Source organism: Belnapia sp. F-4-1 (assembly GCF_000802185.1).
Taxonomy (GTDB): Bacteria; Pseudomonadota; Alphaproteobacteria; order Acetobacterales; family Acetobacteraceae; genus Belnapia.
Genome location: NZ_KN676113.1, coordinates 146,937 through 165,872 on the forward strand (window position 1 = coordinate 146,937; position 18,936 = coordinate 165,872).

At 73.0% G+C, this 18,936-nt stretch carries 16 protein-coding genes; 12 read left to right on the forward strand and 4 right to left on the reverse strand.

What is annotated here, in order from left to right:
* Window positions 1-2 precede the first annotated feature (2 nt).
* A complete protein-coding gene (locus LH62_RS00980) occupies window positions 3-956 on the reverse strand; it encodes a cyclase family protein (protein WP_043358697.1) in 954 nt (317 codons plus the stop codon).
* An 81-nt stretch (window positions 957-1,037) separates the two neighbouring features.
* Window positions 1,038-2,165: a patatin-like phospholipase family protein gene (locus LH62_RS00985; RefSeq protein WP_052213556.1), complete on the reverse strand. Its 1,128-nt coding sequence runs from the start codon at window positions 2,163-2,165 to the stop codon at window positions 1,038-1,040.
* Window positions 2,166-2,212: 47 nt separating this feature from the next.
* Between LH62_RS00985 and gtdA the strand changes: the two genes are divergently transcribed.
* The 5 genes from gtdA to LH62_RS27895 all read left to right on the forward strand — a co-directional run bounded on the left by gtdA (window position 2,213) and on the right by LH62_RS27895 (window position 6,634).
* Complete coding sequence (gtdA, locus tag LH62_RS00990; RefSeq protein ID WP_236552432.1) at window positions 2,213-3,343, forward strand: gentisate 1,2-dioxygenase; 1,131 nt, start codon at window positions 2,213-2,215, stop codon at window positions 3,341-3,343.
* Between the two features lie 62 nt (window positions 3,344-3,405).
* A complete protein-coding gene (locus LH62_RS00995; RefSeq protein WP_043358699.1) occupies window positions 3,406-3,780 on the forward strand; it encodes a hypothetical protein in 375 nt (124 codons plus the stop codon).
* A 66-nt stretch (window positions 3,781-3,846) separates the two neighbouring features.
* Entirely contained in the window at window positions 3,847-5,157 is a 1,311-nt protein-coding gene (locus LH62_RS01000; protein ID WP_043358701.1) for a hypothetical protein, read from the forward strand.
* Window positions 5,154-5,681, forward strand: a complete 528-nt coding sequence (locus LH62_RS30035; protein ID WP_052213557.1) for a hypothetical protein — start codon at window positions 5,154-5,156, stop codon at window positions 5,679-5,681. Before LH62_RS01000 ends, LH62_RS30035 begins: the two co-directional genes overlap by 4 nt.
* Entirely contained in the window at window positions 5,678-6,634 is a 957-nt protein-coding gene (locus LH62_RS27895) for a peptidoglycan-binding protein (protein WP_052213558.1), read from the forward strand. Before LH62_RS30035 ends, LH62_RS27895 begins: the two co-directional genes overlap by 4 nt.
* 7 nt (window positions 6,635-6,641) lie before the next feature.
* Here LH62_RS27895 and LH62_RS01015 read toward each other — a convergent pair whose 3' ends face one another.
* Window positions 6,642-7,655 carry an NAD(P)/FAD-dependent oxidoreductase gene (locus LH62_RS01015; protein ID WP_043358703.1) on the reverse strand — a complete coding sequence of 338 codons (1,014 nt, stop codon included), beginning with the start codon at window positions 7,653-7,655 and terminating at the stop codon, window positions 6,642-6,644.
* 62 nt (window positions 7,656-7,717) lie between these two features.
* On the opposite strand from LH62_RS01015, the gene tsaE reads away from it, so the two are divergent.
* From tsaE to LH62_RS01050, 7 genes are all read left to right on the forward strand, one after another.
* Window positions 7,718-8,173, forward strand: a complete 456-nt coding sequence (gene tsaE / locus LH62_RS01020; RefSeq protein ID WP_201445586.1) for a tRNA (adenosine(37)-N6)-threonylcarbamoyltransferase complex ATPase subunit type 1 TsaE — start codon at window positions 7,718-7,720, stop codon at window positions 8,171-8,173.
* Window positions 8,170-9,150 (forward strand): aminoglycoside phosphotransferase family protein, encoded by a 981-nt coding sequence (locus tag LH62_RS01025; protein WP_043358705.1) that lies wholly within the window; start codon window positions 8,170-8,172, stop codon window positions 9,148-9,150. The genes tsaE and LH62_RS01025 overlap by 4 nt, the downstream gene beginning before the upstream one ends.
* The gene (locus LH62_RS01030; protein WP_236552433.1) at window positions 9,147-9,875 is read left to right on the forward strand and encodes a nucleotidyltransferase family protein; all 729 of its coding nucleotides are present in this window, start codon (window positions 9,147-9,149) and stop codon (window positions 9,873-9,875) included. Before LH62_RS01025 ends, LH62_RS01030 begins: the two co-directional genes overlap by 4 nt.
* A 27-nt stretch (window positions 9,876-9,902) precedes the next feature.
* On the forward strand, window positions 9,903-12,986 hold the full coding sequence (gene addB / locus LH62_RS01035) for a double-strand break repair protein AddB (RefSeq protein ID WP_043358707.1): 3,084 nt from the start codon (window positions 9,903-9,905) through the stop codon (window positions 12,984-12,986).
* Entirely contained in the window at window positions 12,983-16,504 is a 3,522-nt protein-coding gene (gene addA, locus LH62_RS01040; RefSeq protein ID WP_043358708.1) for a double-strand break repair helicase AddA, read from the forward strand. Before addB ends, addA begins: the two co-directional genes overlap by 4 nt.
* A gap of 99 nt (window positions 16,505-16,603) precedes the next feature.
* Window positions 16,604-16,933 (forward strand): thioredoxin TrxA, encoded by a 330-nt coding sequence (trxA, locus tag LH62_RS01045; RefSeq protein ID WP_043358710.1) that lies wholly within the window; start codon window positions 16,604-16,606, stop codon window positions 16,931-16,933.
* Between the two features lie 46 nt (window positions 16,934-16,979).
* Window positions 16,980-18,092: a PQQ-dependent sugar dehydrogenase gene (locus tag LH62_RS01050; protein ID WP_052213559.1), complete on the forward strand. Its 1,113-nt coding sequence runs from the start codon at window positions 16,980-16,982 to the stop codon at window positions 18,090-18,092.
* A 52-nt stretch (window positions 18,093-18,144) separates the two neighbouring features.
* Here LH62_RS01050 and LH62_RS01055 read toward each other — a convergent pair whose 3' ends face one another.
* Complete coding sequence (locus LH62_RS01055; protein ID WP_082012273.1) at window positions 18,145-18,936, reverse strand: Bax inhibitor-1/YccA family protein; 792 nt, start codon at window positions 18,934-18,936, stop codon at window positions 18,145-18,147.

The window sequence follows — 18,936 nt, forward strand, 5'->3', positions numbered from 1 at the left end:
CCCTACCGGATGGCGATCGGATTGATGATCGCCTGCACCGCCCCGCGCAGCAGCGGCTGCCCCAGCACGAACAGGAACTCCTTCGCCTGGTCCCGCGCCAGCGCCCGCGTGTCCATCACCTCGAGGATATGGACGCCGTTCTTCGCCAGCAGCGTCTGATGCCCTTCCCAGACGCGGTTCGGGTTCTTGAAGGGCACCGCCTCCACCCCCCAGGTGTCCGCCCCCACCGCGACCACGCCGAGCGAGGCGAGGTACTCCGCCGCGCCGTTGTCGATCCCCGGCTCGCCCTTGCCGAACCGCGCCGGGTCCCGCTCCAGCAACTCGACCCAGCCGGTATGGATGAGGATCACGTCGCCCTGCCGAACCTCGACGCCCTGGTCGCGCATCGCCGCCCGCAGGTCGTCGGCGGTGATGATCTCGCCCTCTTCCAGCATCGGCTTGCCGCGCGCCCGCGTCATGTCGACCAGCACGCCCCGCGTCACCATCGGCGGGATGCCCTCGATGCCGAGCCGCGTGACGCCCGTCGTGCGCATGAAGTCGCGCGCGTGGTTGCCGTTGTAGAAGACGTTGTCGATGCCGAGATGCGCGAAGCTGTCGATCTGGCTGCCGACGCCGAGCCAGCCGGTGAACATGTCGTCCGCATAGGACATGCGGTTCTCGGAGGGCACCGTCGCCCCCTCGAACTGGTCGGGCATCATCACCGTGACCGAGGCGCTGCGCGGTGGGAAGGCCGGCGTCTCCCGCCCCACCGGCACGCCGAGCCGGTAGACCTGCCCACGCTGCACCAGCCGCGCCGCCTCCAGCACCTTCTGCGCGTTGAGCAGGTTCATCGCACCGATCTGGTCATCCGCCCCGTAGCGCGAAGGGAACCAGTTGCCCGCCGATTGCTGCCCCGACGCCGCGAGCGGCGCCAGCATCGCCGCCGCCAGCACGGCCTTGCCGATTTGTTTCAGCATTGTTTTCTCCCGTAACACAAGCCTTCGGGAGGATAGCGGCAGCGATACCTCCGCCAGCGGTCACGCCAGCGCGATCATGGCCTATTCGCTCTCGCGGTGCAGATCGTGGATGCTGATCCCCGGCACCTCCGGCGGCAGTTCCAGCCACTCGCGCCGCTTCAGCGTCCGCACCGTGTCCTCGTAGCCGCTGGCCCAGTGCTCCCGCATCGTGTCGGGGCCGAACTCGTAGTCCTTCGACTGCCCTTCATAGGCCCGCGCCTGATAGACCATCTGCAGGATCGCCAGCCGCGGCAGCCGCGCCAGCCCCTCGCGCAGGCGGCGCTCCTCCTCGCTCAACGCCTCCTCCGGCACCTTGGCGAGGATCTGCCGCAGCCGCACCTGCCACTCGCGCCGGGTGCGGAAGGCATCCGTGTTCATCCGCGTCCGCGAGGAGTAGCGGATATCCTTCTCCCGCCCCAGCACCTCCTCCATGTCGCGCGGCAGCGCCCCGCGCGCCGGGAACAGGTCCACCTGGAAGACCAGCGCATCGCGGCTGTCGATCTCGTCCTCCAGCAGGTATTGCAGCGGCGTGTTGGAGACGAGCCCGCCATCCCAGTAATAGGCGCCGTCCACCTTCACCATCGGCAACCCCGGCGGCAGCGCGCCCGAGGCCATGACATGCTCCGGCGCCAGGTGCTGCTGCGCGCTGTCGAAATAGCGGAAATTCCCCGTCGCCACGTTGACCGCGCCGACTGCCAGCCGCGGATGCCCGCCCGGCGCCGCCAGCAGCTCCCAATTGACGAGATCCTCCAGCGTCCGCCGCAACGGCGCCGTGTCGTAGAAGGCCGTCGCCCCGCCGGCCCCGCGCGGCGCGAACCAGGGGTTGACGCTGTTCGGCGCGAAGAAGCCCGGCGTCCCGAACAGGATCGTCTCGAGCGCGCTCGCCCCGTTCCGCGCCCGCCGCAGCGTGTCGCCATCCGGCGCGAAGGGCCAGACCGGCCGCTCGGTGATGCGGTGCCAGAAGGCCCGCAGCCGCTCCAGCCGGTCCTCCCGCCGGTTGCCAGCGATGATCGCCGCATTGATCGCACCGATCGAGACGCCGGCCAGCCAGTCCGGCTCCAGCTCCGCCTCATGCAGCGCCTGATAGACCCCGGCCTGGTAGGAGCCGAGCGCCCCACCCCCCTGCAACACCAGGGCGACGCGTCCGAAGGGGCAGTCGATGGGCTCCATGGTCGTCTCCTTACGGCAAGCGGCAGCGGTTGCTGCACCGGAAGCGGGTGCGGCGCAACACCCTCCCGCATCACACCATGCTGGCCTATCGTCGCCGCACCAGGGAGGACCAGATCATGGACGGCACTGCCGCGCCCCGCCCCAACGACCAGCAAAGGCAGCTCGAAGCCCTCTACGCCGAGATGCGGCCGCAAAGCCTCTACCCCCTCTGGGAGGTCCTCTCGGCGCTCGTCACCCCCACCCCCCGCTCCGCCGCCCGGCCGCATCACTGGCCCTACGCCCCGGCGCGGGACTACCTGCTGCGCGCCGGCGACCTCATCAGCGCCGAGCAGGCCGAGCGCCGTGTCCTCATCCTGGAGAATCCCGGCCTCCCCGGCACCTCCGCCATCGTCCCGAGCCTCTATGCCGGCCTGCAGCTGATCCTCCCCGGCGAGGTCGCCCCCTGCCACCGCCACGCCCAATGCGCACTGCGCTTCGTCATGGAGGGCGACGGCGCCTTCACCGCAGTCGATGGCGAGCGCGCGGTGATGCGCCCCTTCGACCTCGTGCTTACGCCCAACTGGCAATGGCACGACCACGGCAACAGCAGCGACCGACCGATGATCTGGCTGGACGGCCTCGATATCCCGACCGTCCGCTTCTACGAGGCGAGCTTCGCCGAACGCCTCCCCGAGGCCAGCCACCCGGAAACCGTCCCCCCCGGCGACAGCGCCCGCCGCTATGGCCGCAACCTCCGCCCGCTGCGCGGCACCTCCGCCGACCGCCGCCCCGCCCGCCAGCCCCTCTTCCACTACCCCTACGCGGAATGGCGCGAGAGCCACCTCGCCCTCGCCGCCGCGGAGGCGCCCGATCCCCATCTCGCCCACGCCCTGGAATTCGTGAACCCCGCCGATGGCGGCCCGGTCATGCCGACCATCGCCGCCCATGTCCGCCACCTTCCCGCCGGCTTCGAGACGCGGCCCCGCCGCAGCACCGAGGGCACGGTGATGGTCGTCGTCGAAGGCCGTGGCACCGCCCGCGTCGAGGGCACGGAACAACCGCTGGCCGAGCGCGATCTCCTGGTCGTCCCCTCCTGGCGCGCCCTCGAACTTCGCGCCGAGACGCCGCTCACCCTCTTCGCCTATTCCGATCGCGCCGCGCAGGAGAAGCTCGGCCTGTGGCGGGAGGAACGGCTTTAGCCACCCCCGAACCCGAACCATCCCTAGGCGTTTCGATCCCAACCACGGATCAGGACCCCGCGATGCCCAGCCATACCCAGGACCGCCCCGACGAGACCCGCGACGCCAATGTCGAGGCCGCCGTCGAAGACACCTTCCCCGCCAGCGACCCGGTCGGCAACACCGCCGAGCATGGGACCCGCGCCGTCCCTGCCGAGGACATGATGCCTAGCCAGGTTTCCGCCCAGACCGCCGGCCTCGCAAGCTTCACCGTCCCCTTCCCCAGCCAGGAAGGTGCCAAGCTCGCCCTTGAGACCCTGGTGCGCGAAGGCCCGGTCGACCGCCGCTGCGCCGAGATCACCCAGGAGGGCGGCCAGACGACGCTGCGGATCTCGGCCCCGGAGGCGGATATCGCCCGGCTGAAGTCGATGTTAGCGAGCGGCCCCTCCGCCACTTAGGAAAATAAGCTTTACAAGGCTTTTTGTTGCTAATACGTTCCTTCCTGCATCCTGCAGGAGGGAACGATGCCCCAACCCCCCGACGCCGCCGCCTATCTCACCGAGATCGCCACACAGGCCCCGCCCGCCGCCTGGTCCGTCGCCCTCGTCATCGCCGCGCTGGCCCTCTTCGTCGCCGGCATGGCCTGGCTGCTGACCGGCCTCGCCCGCCGCCTCCAGGCCGCCGCGCAGGGGGCCGGCCCCGCCGCCTTCGCCCGGCTGACCGAACTCCCCTGCGGCGTGCCCGACGGCACCATCCGCGCCCTCATCTCCTGCTTCATCGTCATCTTCGGCTTCCTGCTGATCGGCCTGCAGAAGCCGCTCGGCCTCGCCAGCGCCGAGGCGCTGACCGGCTTCATCGGCGCCGTCATCAGCTTCTATTTCGCCACCCGCCAGTCCGAGCAGTCGCGCGCCGCCACCCCCACGGCCGACCCCACCCCCGCCAACACGGCACTTGCCACCGCCCGCAGCGTGCTCGACGCCGCCGCGACGGCCGCCCGGCTCGCCCCCGACAACAGCCTCGCCCAGCGCGCCGCCGCCACGGCCAGCGCCGCCCGCACCACCATCGACGCCGCGGCCGAGGCCCTCCGCACTCCCACCCCTGCCGGCATCGCAGCGGCCGCCAGCGCTGCCGAGGCGACCATCGCCGCCGCCCTCGGCCCAACCAACCCGGCCACCTCGCTGATTGCCGACACGCTCGGCGCCCTGCGCGCCAGCCCGGCCCTGCTCGGCCTCGGCGGCCCCGCCGGCCTCGTCGCCGCCATCGGCCTCGGCGCCCTCCAGGCCATCGGCCAGGGCGCGGAGCATTTCGAGCGCTGGAAGGCCCGCATTCTCGACCGCCCCTATACTGCCAACCTCTTCCCCCCCGGGCCGGTCGATGGCGCCGTCGCCCTGTCCGCCCTCGAAGCCTCGCCGATCTTCGCCCGAGCCTTCCTCACGCCGGACCTCGCCCCTGCCGAGCGCTTCGCCACCGCCACCCGCCTCGCCACCCTGGCCGCGGGCGAGACCGAGCCCGCCCGCATCGCCCTCGACACCCCCGGCCGCTTCGCCAGCGCCGACGAATTCGCCGCCGGCCTCCAGGAATTCCGCGGCCACCTGCTCGACGGCAGCCTCGACGCCGTGGACGGCCGCCCGATCGACCTCGCCCCCGCCGGTCTCGCCGCCCCGCCCATCCCGCAGCAGGCGCTGCGCGACACCCTCGCCATCCTCCGCGCGGACCCCGCCGGCCGAGACCTCGACCGCTTGGTCCTGCTGCTGACCGGCATGGCGGCCAGCCCCGACCTCACCCGCGCCCAGGCCGCCGACCTGCTCCGCCGCCAGCTGGCCGCTGCCGCATGAAGGCGCTCCTGCCCCTCCTCCTCCTCGCCGCCTGCGCCACAGAGCGCCTCGCGGCCGACAAGGACCTGCTGGCGCGGGGCGATGTCGCCCGCCTCGCCACCCAGCCCCCGCCCTGCGCCGATGCCCGCTCGGAATGCCGCCAGGCCCAGGAGATCCGCGCCGAGGCCTGCCGCCGTCAGGGCGACCTTCCCTGCGCCATCGCGGCCTGGCAGGCCGCCCTCGCCCCCGACAGCCCCCGCCGCATCCCGCTGAACCTCGCCGCCGCGGCGCAGGACGCCATCAGCACCGGCGCCGGCGACCCGGCCGCCAACGCCGCCGTCGAATTGACGACTGCCGAAGCCCTCCGCGCCGACAACCCCGCCGACCCGGAAGGCTGCGCCCACGCTGCCTCCGCCCGCCTGACGCTGGCCCTGCTCGCCCCGCCCGGCCCCGCGCGCTGCGCCCTGCTCGCCCCCCTCCCCACCGCCTGCCGCCCCGTCCTCCCGCGCCCCCTCGCCGCCGCCCTCCACCGGAGCTGCCCATGACCCCGCGCACCCTCCGCCTCACCCAGCCGATGATGCGCGGCGAGGACGTGCTGCTGCTCCAGCGTCGTCTGCAATCCGGCGGCTGGCCCGCCCCGGTCGCTGGCCTGGTCCGCAGCGCCGACGGCCTCTTCGGCCCAGCGACCGCCGCCGCCGTCGCCGCCCTCCAGACGCTGATGGGCCTCCCCCCCGACGGCATGGTGGACGCCCCCCTCTGGTCCCGCCTGATGCCCAGCACCCCGCCGCCCCCGGACCCGCTCTCGCCCGAGGCGCTGGCCGCCCTCGCCCGGCTGCATGCCCGCTTCGGCGGCGGCACCCGCTGGTCGCTAACCCACTCAGGGATCGTCCTCGAGACCGGCGACCTGCCCACGACCCCGGCGCAGGAGGCGATGATCCGCCGCATCCTCACGAATTTCGCCGCCCCGCTCGGGGCCGAGTCCCGCCGCCACCGCCTGCCCGTGGAGCTGCTCGCCGCCTGTATTGCCACCGAATCCGGCGGCGACCCCCTGGCCGAGCGCCACGAGCCCGGCTTCCGCGACTATGCCTCGACGCCCCACCGCGTCTCCATCGGCTGCATGCAGACGCTGATCTCGACTGCGGCAGCGGTCCTCCGCCGCCCCGTCGCGCCGGAGGAGCTGCGCCGCCCGGAAGTCAGCATCGCCGCCGGCGCCGCCTTCATCGCCGAGGCCGCCCCCCGCACCCTGCTCGACCCGCCGGTCGTCGCCTGCGCCTACAATGCCGGCTCGGTCCGCCACGACCCGTCGCCCGGCAACCGCTGGCGCATGGTGCAATACCCGGCCGGCACCGGCGCCCATGCCGACCGCTTCTGCGGCTTCTTCAACGCCGCCATCCGCCTGTTCCAGCGCGAGCCTGCCTTATCCGCTCAATTCCTCAAATTTCCACTGCAACCCGTTGATGCGGCAAGAGAAGACCTCTCGCGCCCTCAAGCGGCCTGAAATCATTTCAAGCGGATTGAACCCCCTTGGTGGTGCTGTACTCGAAATGCAGCGCCTCCCCGGGGAAGACGCGGGGATGGATGGCATGCGCCGCCATCGCCGCCTCGGAAAAGCCCTGGAGGATCAGCTTCAGCTTTCCTGGATAGGTGGCGATGTCGCCGATGGCATGCACGCCGGGCAGGCTCGTCATGCAGGTCGCCGGCTCTACGGAAACGTGGCTGTGGCTCAGCCCCAGCCCCCATTCCGCGATCGGCCCCAGCTCCATCGACAGGCCGAAGAAGGCCAGCAGATGATCCGCCGGCACCCGCTTCTCCTCGCCCTTCAGGGTCGCCAGCACCACTTCGGACAGCCTCGCCCCGTCTCCGGACAGCCCGTGCAGCTGGTAAGGGATGGCCATCTCCACCTCCCCCTTCGCCGCCGCCGCATCGAGCCTGGCCGCGCTCTCCGGTGCCGCCCGGAACTTCGCCCGGCGGTGCACGACGACGACCCGCTCGGCCACGTCCTTCAGCGACAGCGCCCAGTCCACCGCCGAATCGCCCCCACCCGCGATGACGACGCGCTTGCCACGGAATTCCTCGCGCCGCGCCACCGCATAGCGCACCGCGCCCGAGGCCTCGTAGCCGGCCAGCCCTTCGAGCGGCGGCCGGTTCGGCCCGAATGCCCCGGCGCCGGCCGCGATCACCACCGCCTTTGCCCGCACCTCGTCCCCCGCGCTGGTGCCGAGCAGATACGTCTCTCCCTCCTGCACCAGCCGCTCCACCCGGCGCCCGAGCAGATAGGCTGGCCGGAAGGGCGCCGCCTGCGCCTCCAGCTGGTGGATCAGCGCCGCCCCCTCGATCGCGGGGTGGGCCGGGATGTCGTAGATCGGTTTCTCCGGGTAGAGCGCCACGCATTGCCCGCCGATCGAATCCAGCGCGTCGATCACGACGCTCCGCATCCGCAGCATGCCGCACTGGAACACGGCGAAGAGCCCGACCGGGCCCGCGCCGATGACCGCCACATCCGTCTCGATCGCCGCCATCAACCCTGACCTTCGAAGAGCCCCGCGTATTAAGGGTGAAGCCACGCTATACCAACCCCTCGATGCCCCTGACCCTCTCGCTGCCCGACGCCGAGGCCACCGCCCGCCTCGCCGCCCTGCTCGCCCCCCGCGCCCGGCCGGGCGATGCCATCTTGCTCGACGGCCCGCTCGGCGCCGGCAAGAGCGCCTTCGCCCGCGCCTTCCTCCGCGCCTTGGCCGGCGACCCGGCGCTCGAGGTCCCCTCGCCAAGCTTCACCCTGGTGCAAAGCTACGACCTCCCCGGCGGGCTGGAGGCCCACCACTTCGACCTCTACCGCCTCGACGGCCCCTCCGATCTCCGCGAATTGGGCTGGGACGAGGCCCGCCGCGGCCTCGTCCTCGTCGAATGGCCCGACCGCCTCGGCCCCTTGGCGCCGGAAGGGGCGTTGCATCTCCGCCTCGCCCACGGGGAGAAGGAAGACAGCCGCATCGCCACACTGGACGGCTGGCCCGGCCGGCTGCATGGGCTGGCCGGATGAGATTCCCTGAACCCTTCCTCGCCGCCCATGGCTACGGCGCCGCCGCCCGCCAGCCCCTCGCCGGCGACGCCGATCTCCGCCGCTACGCCCGCCTCACCGGCGGCCCCCGCCCCGCCCTGCTGATGGACGCCCCACCGCCGCAGGATGTCCGCCCCTTCCACGCCCTCTCCCGCCACCTGCTTGCCGCCGGCTTCTCGGTGCCGGAGGTGGTCGCCGCCGACGAGGCCGCCGGCTTCCTCCTGGTCGAGGATTTCGGCGACGCCACCCATGCCGCGCTGCTCGATGCCGGCGCCGACCCCCTCCCCCTCTACCGCGAGGCGGCGGAGACGCTCGCCGCCCTGCACGCGATGCCGCCGCCCCCCGGCCTCCCCGCCTGGGATGCCGAGGCGATGACCCGCGCGACCGCCGCGACCTTTCTCGACTGGTGGTGGCCCGCCGCCTTCGGGGCCCCTCCCGCCGATTCCGTCCGCGCCGAACTAGCCGCGGCGCTGGCCGAAATGCTCGCGCCCCTCGCCGGCGCGCGGGGCTTCGTCCATCGCGACTACTTTCCCGCCAATCTCATGCGGATCGAGGACCGCGAGGGCATCCGCCGCACCGGCATCCTCGACTTCCAGGATGCCGCCATCGGCCACCCCGCCTACGACATCGTCTCGCTCGTGGAGGATGCCCGCCGCGACGTGACGCCGGAGGTTCGCCGCGCCACCCTCGCCGCTTATCTGGCAGCCCGCCCCGGCCTCGACCGCGGCGCCTTCCTCGGCGCCATGGCGGCCTGCGGCGCGCAGCGGCATCTCCGCGTCGCAGCACTCTGGGTCCGGCTGGCGAGGCGCGACAACAAGCCCGGCTATCTGATACACGGCCCCCGCTGCTGGGCGCTGCTAGACCGCGCGCTCTCGCAGCCGGCCTGCGCCCCGCTCCGCCGCTTCCTCGACGCCCATGTGCCGCATGAGATGCGGAAGAATCCGCCGGAGGCCGCTTGATCCACCTGACGCATGGCATGGTCCTCGCCGCCGGGCTCGGCCTGCGGATGCGGCCGCTGACCGAAATCACCGCCAAGCCGCTGCTGACCCTGCAGGGCCGCAGCCTGCTCGACCGCGCGCTCGATCGCCTCGAGTCGGCCAGCATTGAGCAGGCGGTCGTCAATGCCCACTGGCATGCCGACCAGGTCGCCGCGGCCGTCGCCTGTCGCGAGACACCCCACATCGCCCTGCAACGCGAGGAGGAGCTGCTCGAGACCGGCGGCGGCGTCACCCGCGCCCTGCCCCTGCTCGGCCCCGGCCCCTTCGCCGTGCTGAATGGCGACAGCGTGATCCTCGACGGCCCGACACCGGCCCTCGCCCGCATGGCCGCCAGCTTCGACCCGGCGCAGATGGACGGGCTGCTGCTCGTCGTCCGCACCGCGCAGGTGGATGGCGAGGTCGGCCGCGGCGACTTCCACCTCGACCCGCTTGGCCGAATCCGCCGCCCGCATGAGTTGGAGCTGGCGCCCTACATCTTCTCCGGCGTCCAGATCCTCGCCCCGTCGCTGTTCGAGGGTGCCCCTGCCGGCCGCTTCAGCCTCAACCGCCTCTACGACCGCGCCATCGAAGCCGGCCGGCTCTTCGCCCTTGTTCATGACGGCATCTGGTTCCACCTCTCGACGCCCGCCGACCTGGAGCGCGCCGAGGCCTCGATGGCGGCCGGATTGGTGAAGGCGCTGTTCTAGCGCCGTTCTATTGGTATCCTTGCCCCGGTGACCGTCTTCCACATCCCGACGCATCTGCCCTTCCTCGACTGCCTCGCAGCCGGGGTGCTGCAGGCCGTGCCCGGCGACGCGCCGGAGCGGCTGTCGCGCGTCACCATCCTCTTGCCGACAAGGCGCTCGGCCCGCGCGCTCCGCACCGCCTTCCTTCGCGCGGCCGACGGCCAGGCGCTGCTGCTGCCGCGCATGCGTGCGCTCGCCGGCCTTTCCACCGAGGATGCCGACGAGCTGGCCCTGCCCGCCCTGCTCGACCTGCCACCCGCCGTTGATCCGCTGCGCCGCCAGGCGGTGCTGACCGGCTTCATCCAGCGCCTTGACCGGAAGCACGGCGGCCCGGCGACGCCCGACCAGGCCTGGGCCCTGGCCGGCGCCCTCGGCACGCTGCTCGACGAGATCGCCCTCGAGGAACGCGACCTCGACCTGCTCGCCGAAACCCCGCCCATTGCGCTGGCCGAGCAATGGCTGGAGCGACTCGAGTCGCTGGTGCCGGAGACGCATGCGGCGCATTGGCAGATCACCCTCGCCTTCCTCCGCGGCGTCATGGCGCAGTGGCAGCACTGGCTGGAGGGCGAGGGGCTGCTCGACATCGGCATGCGCCGCGCCCAGGCGCTGCGCGCCCAGACCCTCGCTTGGCAGCAGGACCCACCGCAGGACCCGGTGATCGCCGCCGGCATCGGCGTCGGCGGCACCATCCCGGCGGCCGAGGCCCTGCTGCGCGTCATCGCCCACGACCTGCCCCGGGGCGCCGTCGTCCTGCACGGGATCGACGCCGCCTCGGCCGAGCCCCGCGTCTGGGAGGCCATCCCCGAATCGCCGACGCATCCCTATTGCGGACAGCGGCGGCTGCTGGCGGCGCTGAAGCTCGGCGCCGACCAGGTCGAGCGCTGGCATGGCTGCCCGGCGGAGGAGGCCGAGCGCGCCGCGCCGCAGCGCCGGCCGGACCTGCTGGGAATGGCCCTCCGCCCCGCCGCCGGCCTGCCCGCCTGGCAGTCCCGCCGGCCAGAGGAATGGCGCCCGGCCCTCGACGGCCTCACTTTGCTGACCGCGCCCGACGCTCAGGCCGAGGCGGCGGCGATCGCCCTGACGCTCCGCGAGGCGCTGGAGGACCCTTCAGCCCGCGCCGCCCTCGTCACCCCCGACCGCGACCTCGCCCGCCGCGTCTCGGCGGAGCTGGCCCGCCACGGCGTCACCGCCGACGACTCGGCCGGCGAGCCGCTGGGCGAGACGCCGACCGGCAGCTTCCTGCGCCTCATCGCCCGCATGGCTGCCGCCGAGCTGGCGCCGGTGCCGCTGCTTTCCGTCCTCAAGCACCCGCTCTGCGCCGGCGGATGGCCGCGCGAGCGCTGGGTTTCGGCCGTCCGCCGCCTGGAGCGCGCGGCGCTGCGCGGCCCGCGCCCGGCGCCGGGGATGGCCGGGCTGCGCGCCGCCGCCCGCGCCGGCCTCGCCCGCGAGAGCGAGGCCGAGGCGCTGGCCGAGATCACGGCCCTGCTCGATGCGCTGGACGCGGCCCTCGGCGGCTTCGCCGGCCTTGCCTCCACGCCGCGCCCGCCCGCCGACCTGCTCGCCGATCACCTTGCCGCCGCCGAGGCGCTGGCGGCGACGCCGACCTTGCCTGGCGGCCTCCGCCTCTATGCCGGGGAGGAGGGCGAGGCGCTGGCCTCCCACCTCGCCGCCCTGGCGCCGGCCATGGCGCTGCTGCCGCCGCTCGCCGCCGAGGCCTGGCCCTCGCTCTTCGACGCCGCGATGGATGGCGCCGCGGCGCCGAGCCTCCGCGGCAGCCGCGGGCGGGATGGCGGGGTGCATCCCCGCGTCGAGATCCTCGGCCTGCTGGAAGCCCGGCTGCTGACCTTCGACCGTGTCGTACTCGGCGCCCTCGACGAGACGGTCTGGCCGCTGGCGACCGATCCCGGCCCCTGGATGAGCCGGCCGATGCGGCGTGAGTTCGGCCTGCCGGAGCCCGAGGCGCGCATCGGCCGCGTTTGCGCGGACTTCCTGCTGACGGCCTGCTCGGCACCCGAGGCCGTGCTGTCCCGCGCCCAGCGCCGCGGCGGCGCCCCGACCCTGCCCGCGCGCTGGCTGACGCGCATCGAGACCTTCCTCGCTGGGCAGGACGGGTTGCGCCTGCCGCCGAGCCCCGCCATCGCCTGGGCCGCCCGGCTCGACCGAGCCGAGCGCGCGATGCCCTGCCCTCGTCCCGCCCCGCGCCCCCGGCCGGAGCAGCGGCCGGCGCGGCTTTCGGTGACACAGGTGGAGACGCTGATCGCGGACCCCTATGCCTTCTACGCCCGCCACGTCCTGCGGCTCTACCCGCTCGACCCGCTGGAGGCGGATGCGGGTGTGCTCGACTACGGCAACCTCGTCCATGCGGCGATGGCCGGCTTCGTCCGCCGCCTTTCCGGCCAGCCCTGGCCGGGCGAGGAGACGGCGCGGCGGTATTGGGCGGATGCGGCGCGGGACGCCCTCGGCGACGCCTCGCCGCGCCCCGGCCTCGCCGCCTTCTGGGCGCCGCGCCTCGGCCGCATCGGCGAATTCGCCATCCAGCAGGAAGCGGCGCTGCGCGAGGGCACGGCGCCGATTCGCAGCGAGGTGGAAGTGCGGGGCGAGTTGCCGCTGCGCCTCGGCGGGCGCGAGGTCAGGCTCACCGCCTATGCCGACCGCATCGACATCCTTCCGGGGGGCCTGCGCATCCTCGACTACAAGACCGGCGAGCCGCCGAGCGGCGAGGCGGTGCGGGACGGCCGCAAGCCGCAGCTGACGCTGGAGGCCGCCATCGCCGCGGCGGGCGGCTTCGAGCGCGTGCCGCAGGAGGATGCCGAGGCGCTGCTCTACTGGCGTCTTTCCGGTGGGCCGAAGCCGGGCGAGGAGAAGGCCGCGGTCGAGGACAAGCTGCTGGTGCGCCAGCTCGCCGATGCGGCGCAGACGGCGCTGATCGAGCTGGTCGGCGACTTCCTGCTCGGCGACCGTCCGTTCACCGCCCGGCCGCATCCGAAGCGGGCGCCGGCGGGCAGCGACTATGACCATCTCTCGCGCCTCGCCGAATGGGCCGGCGCCGAGGATGCGCGGGGTGGCACATGAGCGAGAACGCACGCCTCCGCGCCGAGCAGCAGCAGCAGGCGGCCTCCGACCCAGCGGTCTCCGCCTGGGTGGGCGCCTCGGCCGGCTCGGGCAAGACCAAGGTGCTGATCGACCGCGTGCTGCGGCTGCTGCTCGACCCGGAGCAGGTGCCGGGGCGCATCCTCTGCCTCACCTTCACCCGCGCCGCGGCGGCCGAGATGCAAGCCCGCCTCCGGAAGCACCTCGGCGCCTGGACGACCGAGAAGGAGCCGAAGCTTGCGGAGCAGATCCGCCGCCTCACCGGGCAGGAGCCGGATGCGCGGCGGATCGAGCGGGCGCGGCGGCTGCTGATCGAGGTGCTGGAGATGCCGGGCGGCATGCGCATCTCGACCATCCACAGCTTCTGCCAGAGCCTGCTGCGCAGCTTCCCGCTCGAGGCCGACCTGCCGCCGCAATTCGCCGTGCTGGAAGAGCAGGACGCCGCCGCCATGCTGGCCGAGGCACGTGAATCGGTCCTGGCGAATGCGGACGCCGTGGCGCAGGAGCTGGCGCTGCTGGCGGGCATCGCCTCGGCCGACACCTTCGCCGATGTCACGCGCGCGCTGCTGCAGGACACGGCGCGGGAGCGTCTGCTGCGCTGCCTCGACGGCTGCAACGGCATCGCCGGCCTGCGGCTGCGGCTGGCCTCGACCCTCGGCGCGCCGGACAGCCTCGACGAGGCGGAGGTGGTGGCCGCCGGCTGCACAGTGGAGGAGGCGCCGCTGCGCCTGGCCGCAAGCCTGCTCGGGGCGAGCAAGAACGAGAATGACCGCAGGCGCGCGGAACTGCTCGCCGCCTGGATAGGCGCGGCCTCGGAGGAGCGCGCGGCGCGCTTTGCCGATTGGTGCGAGATTTTCCTTACCAAGGAGGGCAAGGCCCGCGCTGCGCGCGGCCTGCTGACCAAGAGCGTCGGCACCCGCTACGAGGAAGTATTGGCAGCGCTCACCGCCGAAAGCGAGCGCCTGCTGAAGGTGGAGGAGCAGCGCGCCGCCTGCCGCCTCGCCGCCGCGACGGGCGCGCTGCTGGCGCTGGCCGCGCCGGTGCTCGACCGCAGTCGGGCGCGGCAGCGCCAGGCCGGGCTGCTCGGCTATGGCGACCTGATCGATCATGTGCGGCGCATCCTGCAGGACCCGGGCAGCGCCTGGGTGCTCTACAAGCTCGATGGCGGGCTCGACCACGTCCTGCTCGACGAGGCGCAGGACAGCAACCCGGCGCAATGGGGAATCGCTGCGGCGCTGACGGCGGAGTTCTTCGCGGGTGCCGGGGTGGAGCGCGGCCGGGCGCGCTCGCTTTCCGCAGCGGCGGTGGAGGCGCCCTTGCCGCGCCGCACGGTCTTCGCGGTCGGCGACATCAAGCAGGCGATCTACGGCTTCCAGGGCGCCGACGCAGCGGGCTTCGCCACCTGGCAGGGGCATTACGGGCGGCAGGTCGCCGACGGCGGCGGCGAGTTCCGCCACGTGCAGCTCGACGTCTCCTTCCGCTCGACAGCGCCGGTGCTCGCCCTCGTCGATGCCGTCTTCGCTGATGGGCCGGCGCGGCAGGGCGTCGTCGCCGATGACGGCCCGCCGCTGCTGCACCTGCCGGACCGGCTCGGCCATGCGGGATGCGTCGAGCTCTGGCCGCTGCTCCGCCCGGCGGAAACGCCGGCGCCCGAGCCCTGGCAGGTGCCGCTGGAGCCGGAGCGCGTCGCCAGCGCCGACGCGCTGATGGCCGAGGCGCTGGCCGCGCGCATCGACCACATGATCAAGACCGAGCAGTTGCCGGCCCGCGGCCGCGGCGTGCGCGCGGGCGACGTGCTGGTGCTGCTCCGGAAGCAGGCCAATGTCGCCCTGGTGCCGCTGCTGGTTCGCGCCCTGAAGGCGCGGCAGGTGCCGGTCGCGGGCGTCACGCGGGTGAAGCTCGTCGAGCATATCGCGGTGATGGACCTGCTCGCGCTCTGCGACGTGCTGCTGCTGCCCGAGGACGACCTCCAGCTCGCCGCGCTGCTGAAAAGCCCGCTGATCGGCCTCTCCGAGGAGGCGCTGCTCGATCTGGCGCATGGCCGCCATGGCTCGCTCTGGGGCTCGCTGATGGCGCATCGGGGCGAGGCGGCGGAGGGCGCCGTGGCACGGGCGGCGGCCTGGCTGGCGCGGCTCGCGGCGCGGGCGGATCTCGTCACCCCGCACGCGCTGCTGGCCGAGGTGCTGGGCGAGCCTTCCATGGATGGCACGCGCGGGCGGGCGCGGCTGCTGGCCCGGCTGGGCCCCGAGGCGGCCGATGTGCTGGATGAGCTGCTGAACGCGGCGCTGACCCATGAGCGGCGCCACCCGCCGAGCCTGCAGGGCTTCCTCCACTGGCTGCGCCAGGGCGGCGCCGAGGTGAAGCGGGAGGCGGAGGCGGCGGGCGATGCCGTCCGCATCATGACCGTCCACAATGCCAAGGGATTGCAAGCGCCGATCGTCATCCTCCCCGATGTCGGCAGCGGCACGGGCAGCGAGGCCATCCGCTGGCTGGAGGGAGATGGGATCACCCTGCCGCTCTGGGCGCCGAACAAGAGCTTCCACGCGCCCGCCTTCCTCGCGGCCAAGGCGGCCGACGAAGCCAGGCGGCAGGAGGAGGAGAACCGGCTGCTCTACGTCGCCCTGACCCGCGCCGAGGACCGGCTGGTGGTCTGCGGCTGGGGCAAGGAGCCGGGCGAGTGGTACCTGCATGTCGCGGCCGGCTTCCGGCGGATGCCGGGCGCGGCCGAGCATCGCTTCGACCATCTCGGCTTCGGCGCGCCCGCGGCCTGCGACTTCGGCGATTGCACCCACTGGCGGCTTGAGTGCGGGCAGCAGGAGGCGGCTGTGCCGGACAGCCTCCATTCCGCCGCCGCCGAGGCGGGGCCGCTGCCGGATTGGGCGACCCGCCCGGCGCCGGCCGAGGCGGTGGAGGCGGCGCTCAGCCCCTCAGCCCTGCCCGGCGAGCAGGAGACGCCGGCCGCCGCCCCGCATGGAGAGGCCGACCCCGGCGGGCGGCGCTTCCGCCGCGGGCGGGTGATGCACGCGCTGCTCCAGCACCTGCCGGAGCGGGCGGCGGCGGAGCAGCGGGAGGCGGCGGCACGCTTCCTCGCCCGGCCGGGCCACGGGCTGGAGCCGGCCGAGCAGGCGGAGATGCTGGAGGAGGTGCTGGCCCTGCTCGCCGCGCCCGCCATCGCCGCGGCCTTCGGGCCGGGAAGTCTCGCCGAGGCGCCGATCGCCGGCCGGATCGGCGGGCAGCTGGTGACCGGGCAGGTGGATCGGCTGGTGGTCGGGCCGGACCGCGTGCTGGTGCTCGACTACAAGACCAACCGCCCGCCTCCCGCCACGGCGGAGGCGGTGGCGCCGCTCTACCTGCGGCAGATGGCGGCCTACCGTGCGGTGCTGCGCCAGGCCTTCCCCGGGCGGGCGGTCGATTGCGCCCTGGTCTGGACCTATGGCGCGCGGCTGATGCCGCTGCCGGCGGCATTGCTGGACGGGCACCTCCCCGCCCCCGGAGCATAGCGGCCCCGCGCCGGTGCCGGACTTGACCCCAGCCCTCGGTGTGACGAACTCTCACCTCACGATGGGGCCTTTCCGGCTCCAGGAGCGAGGCGCAAAACGATGAGCGAACTCACCAAGGCCGTGACCGATGACAGTTTCAAGCAGGACGTGCTGGAAGCCTCCGGCCCCGTGCTGGTTGATTTCTGGGCCGAGTGGTGCGGCCCCTGCCGGATGGTCGGCCCGATCCTCGACGACATCGCCCGCGAGTATGACGGCAAGCTGACCATCGCCAAGGTCAACATCGACGAGAACCCGATGACGCCGAACGAGTATGCGGTCCGGGGCATCCCGACCATGCTGCTCTTCAAGGACGGCAAGCTGCTCGACACCAAGGTCGGCGCCCTGCCGAAGACGGCGCTGAAGGACTGGATCGCCGGCAAGATCGCCTGATCCCGGCGGGGCTTTCCGGCTTGTCCGGAGGCCCCATCTCCGCCGGATGAGACGCCTCCTGCGGACCTTCCTGTCCATCCCCCTGGCCCTGCCTTGGGCCCTGCCGGCCGTGGCGCAAAGCCCGGCCGGTTTCCGCGTGACGGAATTCGCCAGCGGCCTCGAGCGCCCCTGGGGCGGAGCCTTCCTCCCGGACGGGCGGCTGCTGCTGACCGAGCGGCCGGGGCGGATGCGCCTCGTCGGGCGTGACGGGGCGGTGTCGCCTCCGCTCGCCGGTGTGCCCGGGGTGGAGGCGCGCGGGCAAGGCGGGCTGCTGGACGTGGCGCTCGCTCCCGATTTTCAGCGGACGCGGGAGGTCTATCTCTGCCAGGCGGCACTGGTGCAGGGCGGCGCGCTGACGCGGCTGGTCCGCGCCCGGCTCTCGGCGGATGCTGCGGCGCTGGAGGGGGCGACGCCCATCCTCGATGCGACACCGCCGCAGGAGAGTGGGCGCAACCACTTTGGCTGCCGCATTGCCTTCGGCCCGGACGGGGCGATGTACCTCACGACCGGCGACCGCTACGCGACCAAGATGCGAGCGCAGCGGCTCGACGACCTCGGCGGCAAGGTGCTGCGCCTGGCGCGGAACGGGGCGGCGCTGGCCGACAATCCCCCCGCCGGGCGGCCGGGGGTGCGAGCGGAGATTTTCACCTACGGGCACCGCAACCCGCAGGGCCTCGCTTTCAACCCTTGGACTGGCAGCCTGTGGGAGGCGGAATTCGGCGCCCGTGGTGGGGACGAGGTGAATATTCTCCGGCAGGGACGGAACTATGGCTGGCCGGTCGTCACCAAGGGCGTCGACTACGACGGCAGCCGGATCGGCGAGGGCACCGCGCGGCCAGACATGGAGGAGCCGGCCCATCACTGGGTGCCCTCGGTCAGCCCCTCCGGCATCGCCTTCTACACGGGCGACGCCTTTCCCGCCTGGCGCGGCAGCCTGTTCCTGGCCGCGCTCAACCCGCCTGGCCTCGTGCGCCTCTCGACCGAAGGAGACCGGGTGACCGGGGAGGAGCGGCTGCTTCTGGGGCGGACGCGGTTCCGGCAGGTGCTGCAGGGGCCGGACGGCTTCCTCTACCTGCTGACGGATGAGGGCGCGGGGCGGGTGCTGCAACTCCGCCCATGAAAAAGGCCCCGGGGATTGCTCCCCGGGGCCCATCCTGCCGGCCTGCAGCCGATCAGTCGTTGCTCTGGCGCACGCCCATGAACTGCATCATCAGCTGGAACAGGTTGATGAAGTTCAGGTAGAGACCGAGCGCGTCCAGCACGCTGCGCTTGCCGGCCTCGTCGGTGCCCTCGGCATAGGCGTACTCGACGTAATCCGCCTTGATCCGCTGCGTGTCATAGGCGGTGAGGCCGGTGAAGACCACGACGCCGAGCACGCTGATGGCGAACTGGAGCGCCGTCGAGCCGATGAACATGTTGACTAGCCCTGCGATGATGATGCCGAAGAGGCCCATCATCATGAAGCTGCCCATCCGCGTCAGGTCGGACTTCGTCGTGTAGCCGTAGAGGCTGATGGCGGCGAACATGCCCGCCGTCACGAAGAAGGCGCGTGCGACCGAGGCGCCGGTGAAGACCAGGAAGATGTGCGCCATGCTGGCGCCCATCACCGCCGCGAAGGCCCAGAACAGCGCTTGCGCCGTGGTCTTGGACAGCCGGTTGATGCCGAAGCTCAGCACCAGCACGAAGGCCAGTGGCGCGAACATGGCGACATAGGCCAGGATCGTCGGCTGCACGGCAGCGCCGCGCGGCGTCATCACACGCTGGTAGAACAGCGCCTGGAGCTCAGGGACATTGGCGATCAGGTAGGCGACGATGCCCGTCAGCACCAGCCCCGAGGCCATCCAGTTATAGACCCGGAGCATATACGCCCGGAGCCCGGCATCGACGGCGACCGCGTCGGCGGTCGCCGCGCGACCCCAGCCTGGCGCACCCGTCGTGGCACGATAGTCGGGTTGAAGGGCCAT

Bases quoted from the DNA above. Each gene is read 5' to 3' on its own strand.
- LH62_RS00980 (WP_043358697.1), bottom strand. From the start codon at position 956: ATGCTGAAACAAATCGGCAAGGCCGTGCTGGCGGCGGCGATGCTGGCG.
- LH62_RS00985 (WP_052213556.1), bottom strand. From the start codon at position 2,165: ATGGAGCCCATCGACTGCCCCTTCGGACGCGTCGCCCTGGTGTTGCAG.
- LH62_RS00995 (WP_043358699.1), top strand. From the start codon at position 3,406: ATGCCCAGCCATACCCAGGACCGCCCCGACGAGACCCGCGACGCCAAT.
- LH62_RS01000 (WP_043358701.1), top strand. From the start codon at position 3,847: ATGCCCCAACCCCCCGACGCCGCCGCCTATCTCACCGAGATCGCCACA.
- LH62_RS30035 (WP_052213557.1), top strand. From the start codon at position 5,154: ATGAAGGCGCTCCTGCCCCTCCTCCTCCTCGCCGCCTGCGCCACAGAG.
- LH62_RS27895 (WP_052213558.1), top strand. From the start codon at position 5,678: ATGACCCCGCGCACCCTCCGCCTCACCCAGCCGATGATGCGCGGCGAG.
- LH62_RS01015 (WP_043358703.1), bottom strand. From the start codon at position 7,655: ATGGCGGCGATCGAGACGGATGTGGCGGTCATCGGCGCGGGCCCGGTC.
- tsaE (WP_201445586.1), top strand. From the start codon at position 7,718: ATGCCCCTGACCCTCTCGCTGCCCGACGCCGAGGCCACCGCCCGCCTC.
- LH62_RS01025 (WP_043358705.1), top strand. From the start codon at position 8,170: ATGAGATTCCCTGAACCCTTCCTCGCCGCCCATGGCTACGGCGCCGCC.
- addA (WP_043358708.1), top strand. From the start codon at position 12,983: ATGAGCGAGAACGCACGCCTCCGCGCCGAGCAGCAGCAGCAGGCGGCC.
- trxA (WP_043358710.1), top strand. From the start codon at position 16,604: ATGAGCGAACTCACCAAGGCCGTGACCGATGACAGTTTCAAGCAGGAC.
- LH62_RS01050 (WP_052213559.1), top strand. From the start codon at position 16,980: ATGAGACGCCTCCTGCGGACCTTCCTGTCCATCCCCCTGGCCCTGCCT.
- LH62_RS01055 (WP_082012273.1), bottom strand. From the start codon at position 18,936: ATGGCCCTTCAACCCGACTATCGTGCCACGACGGGTGCGCCAGGCTGG.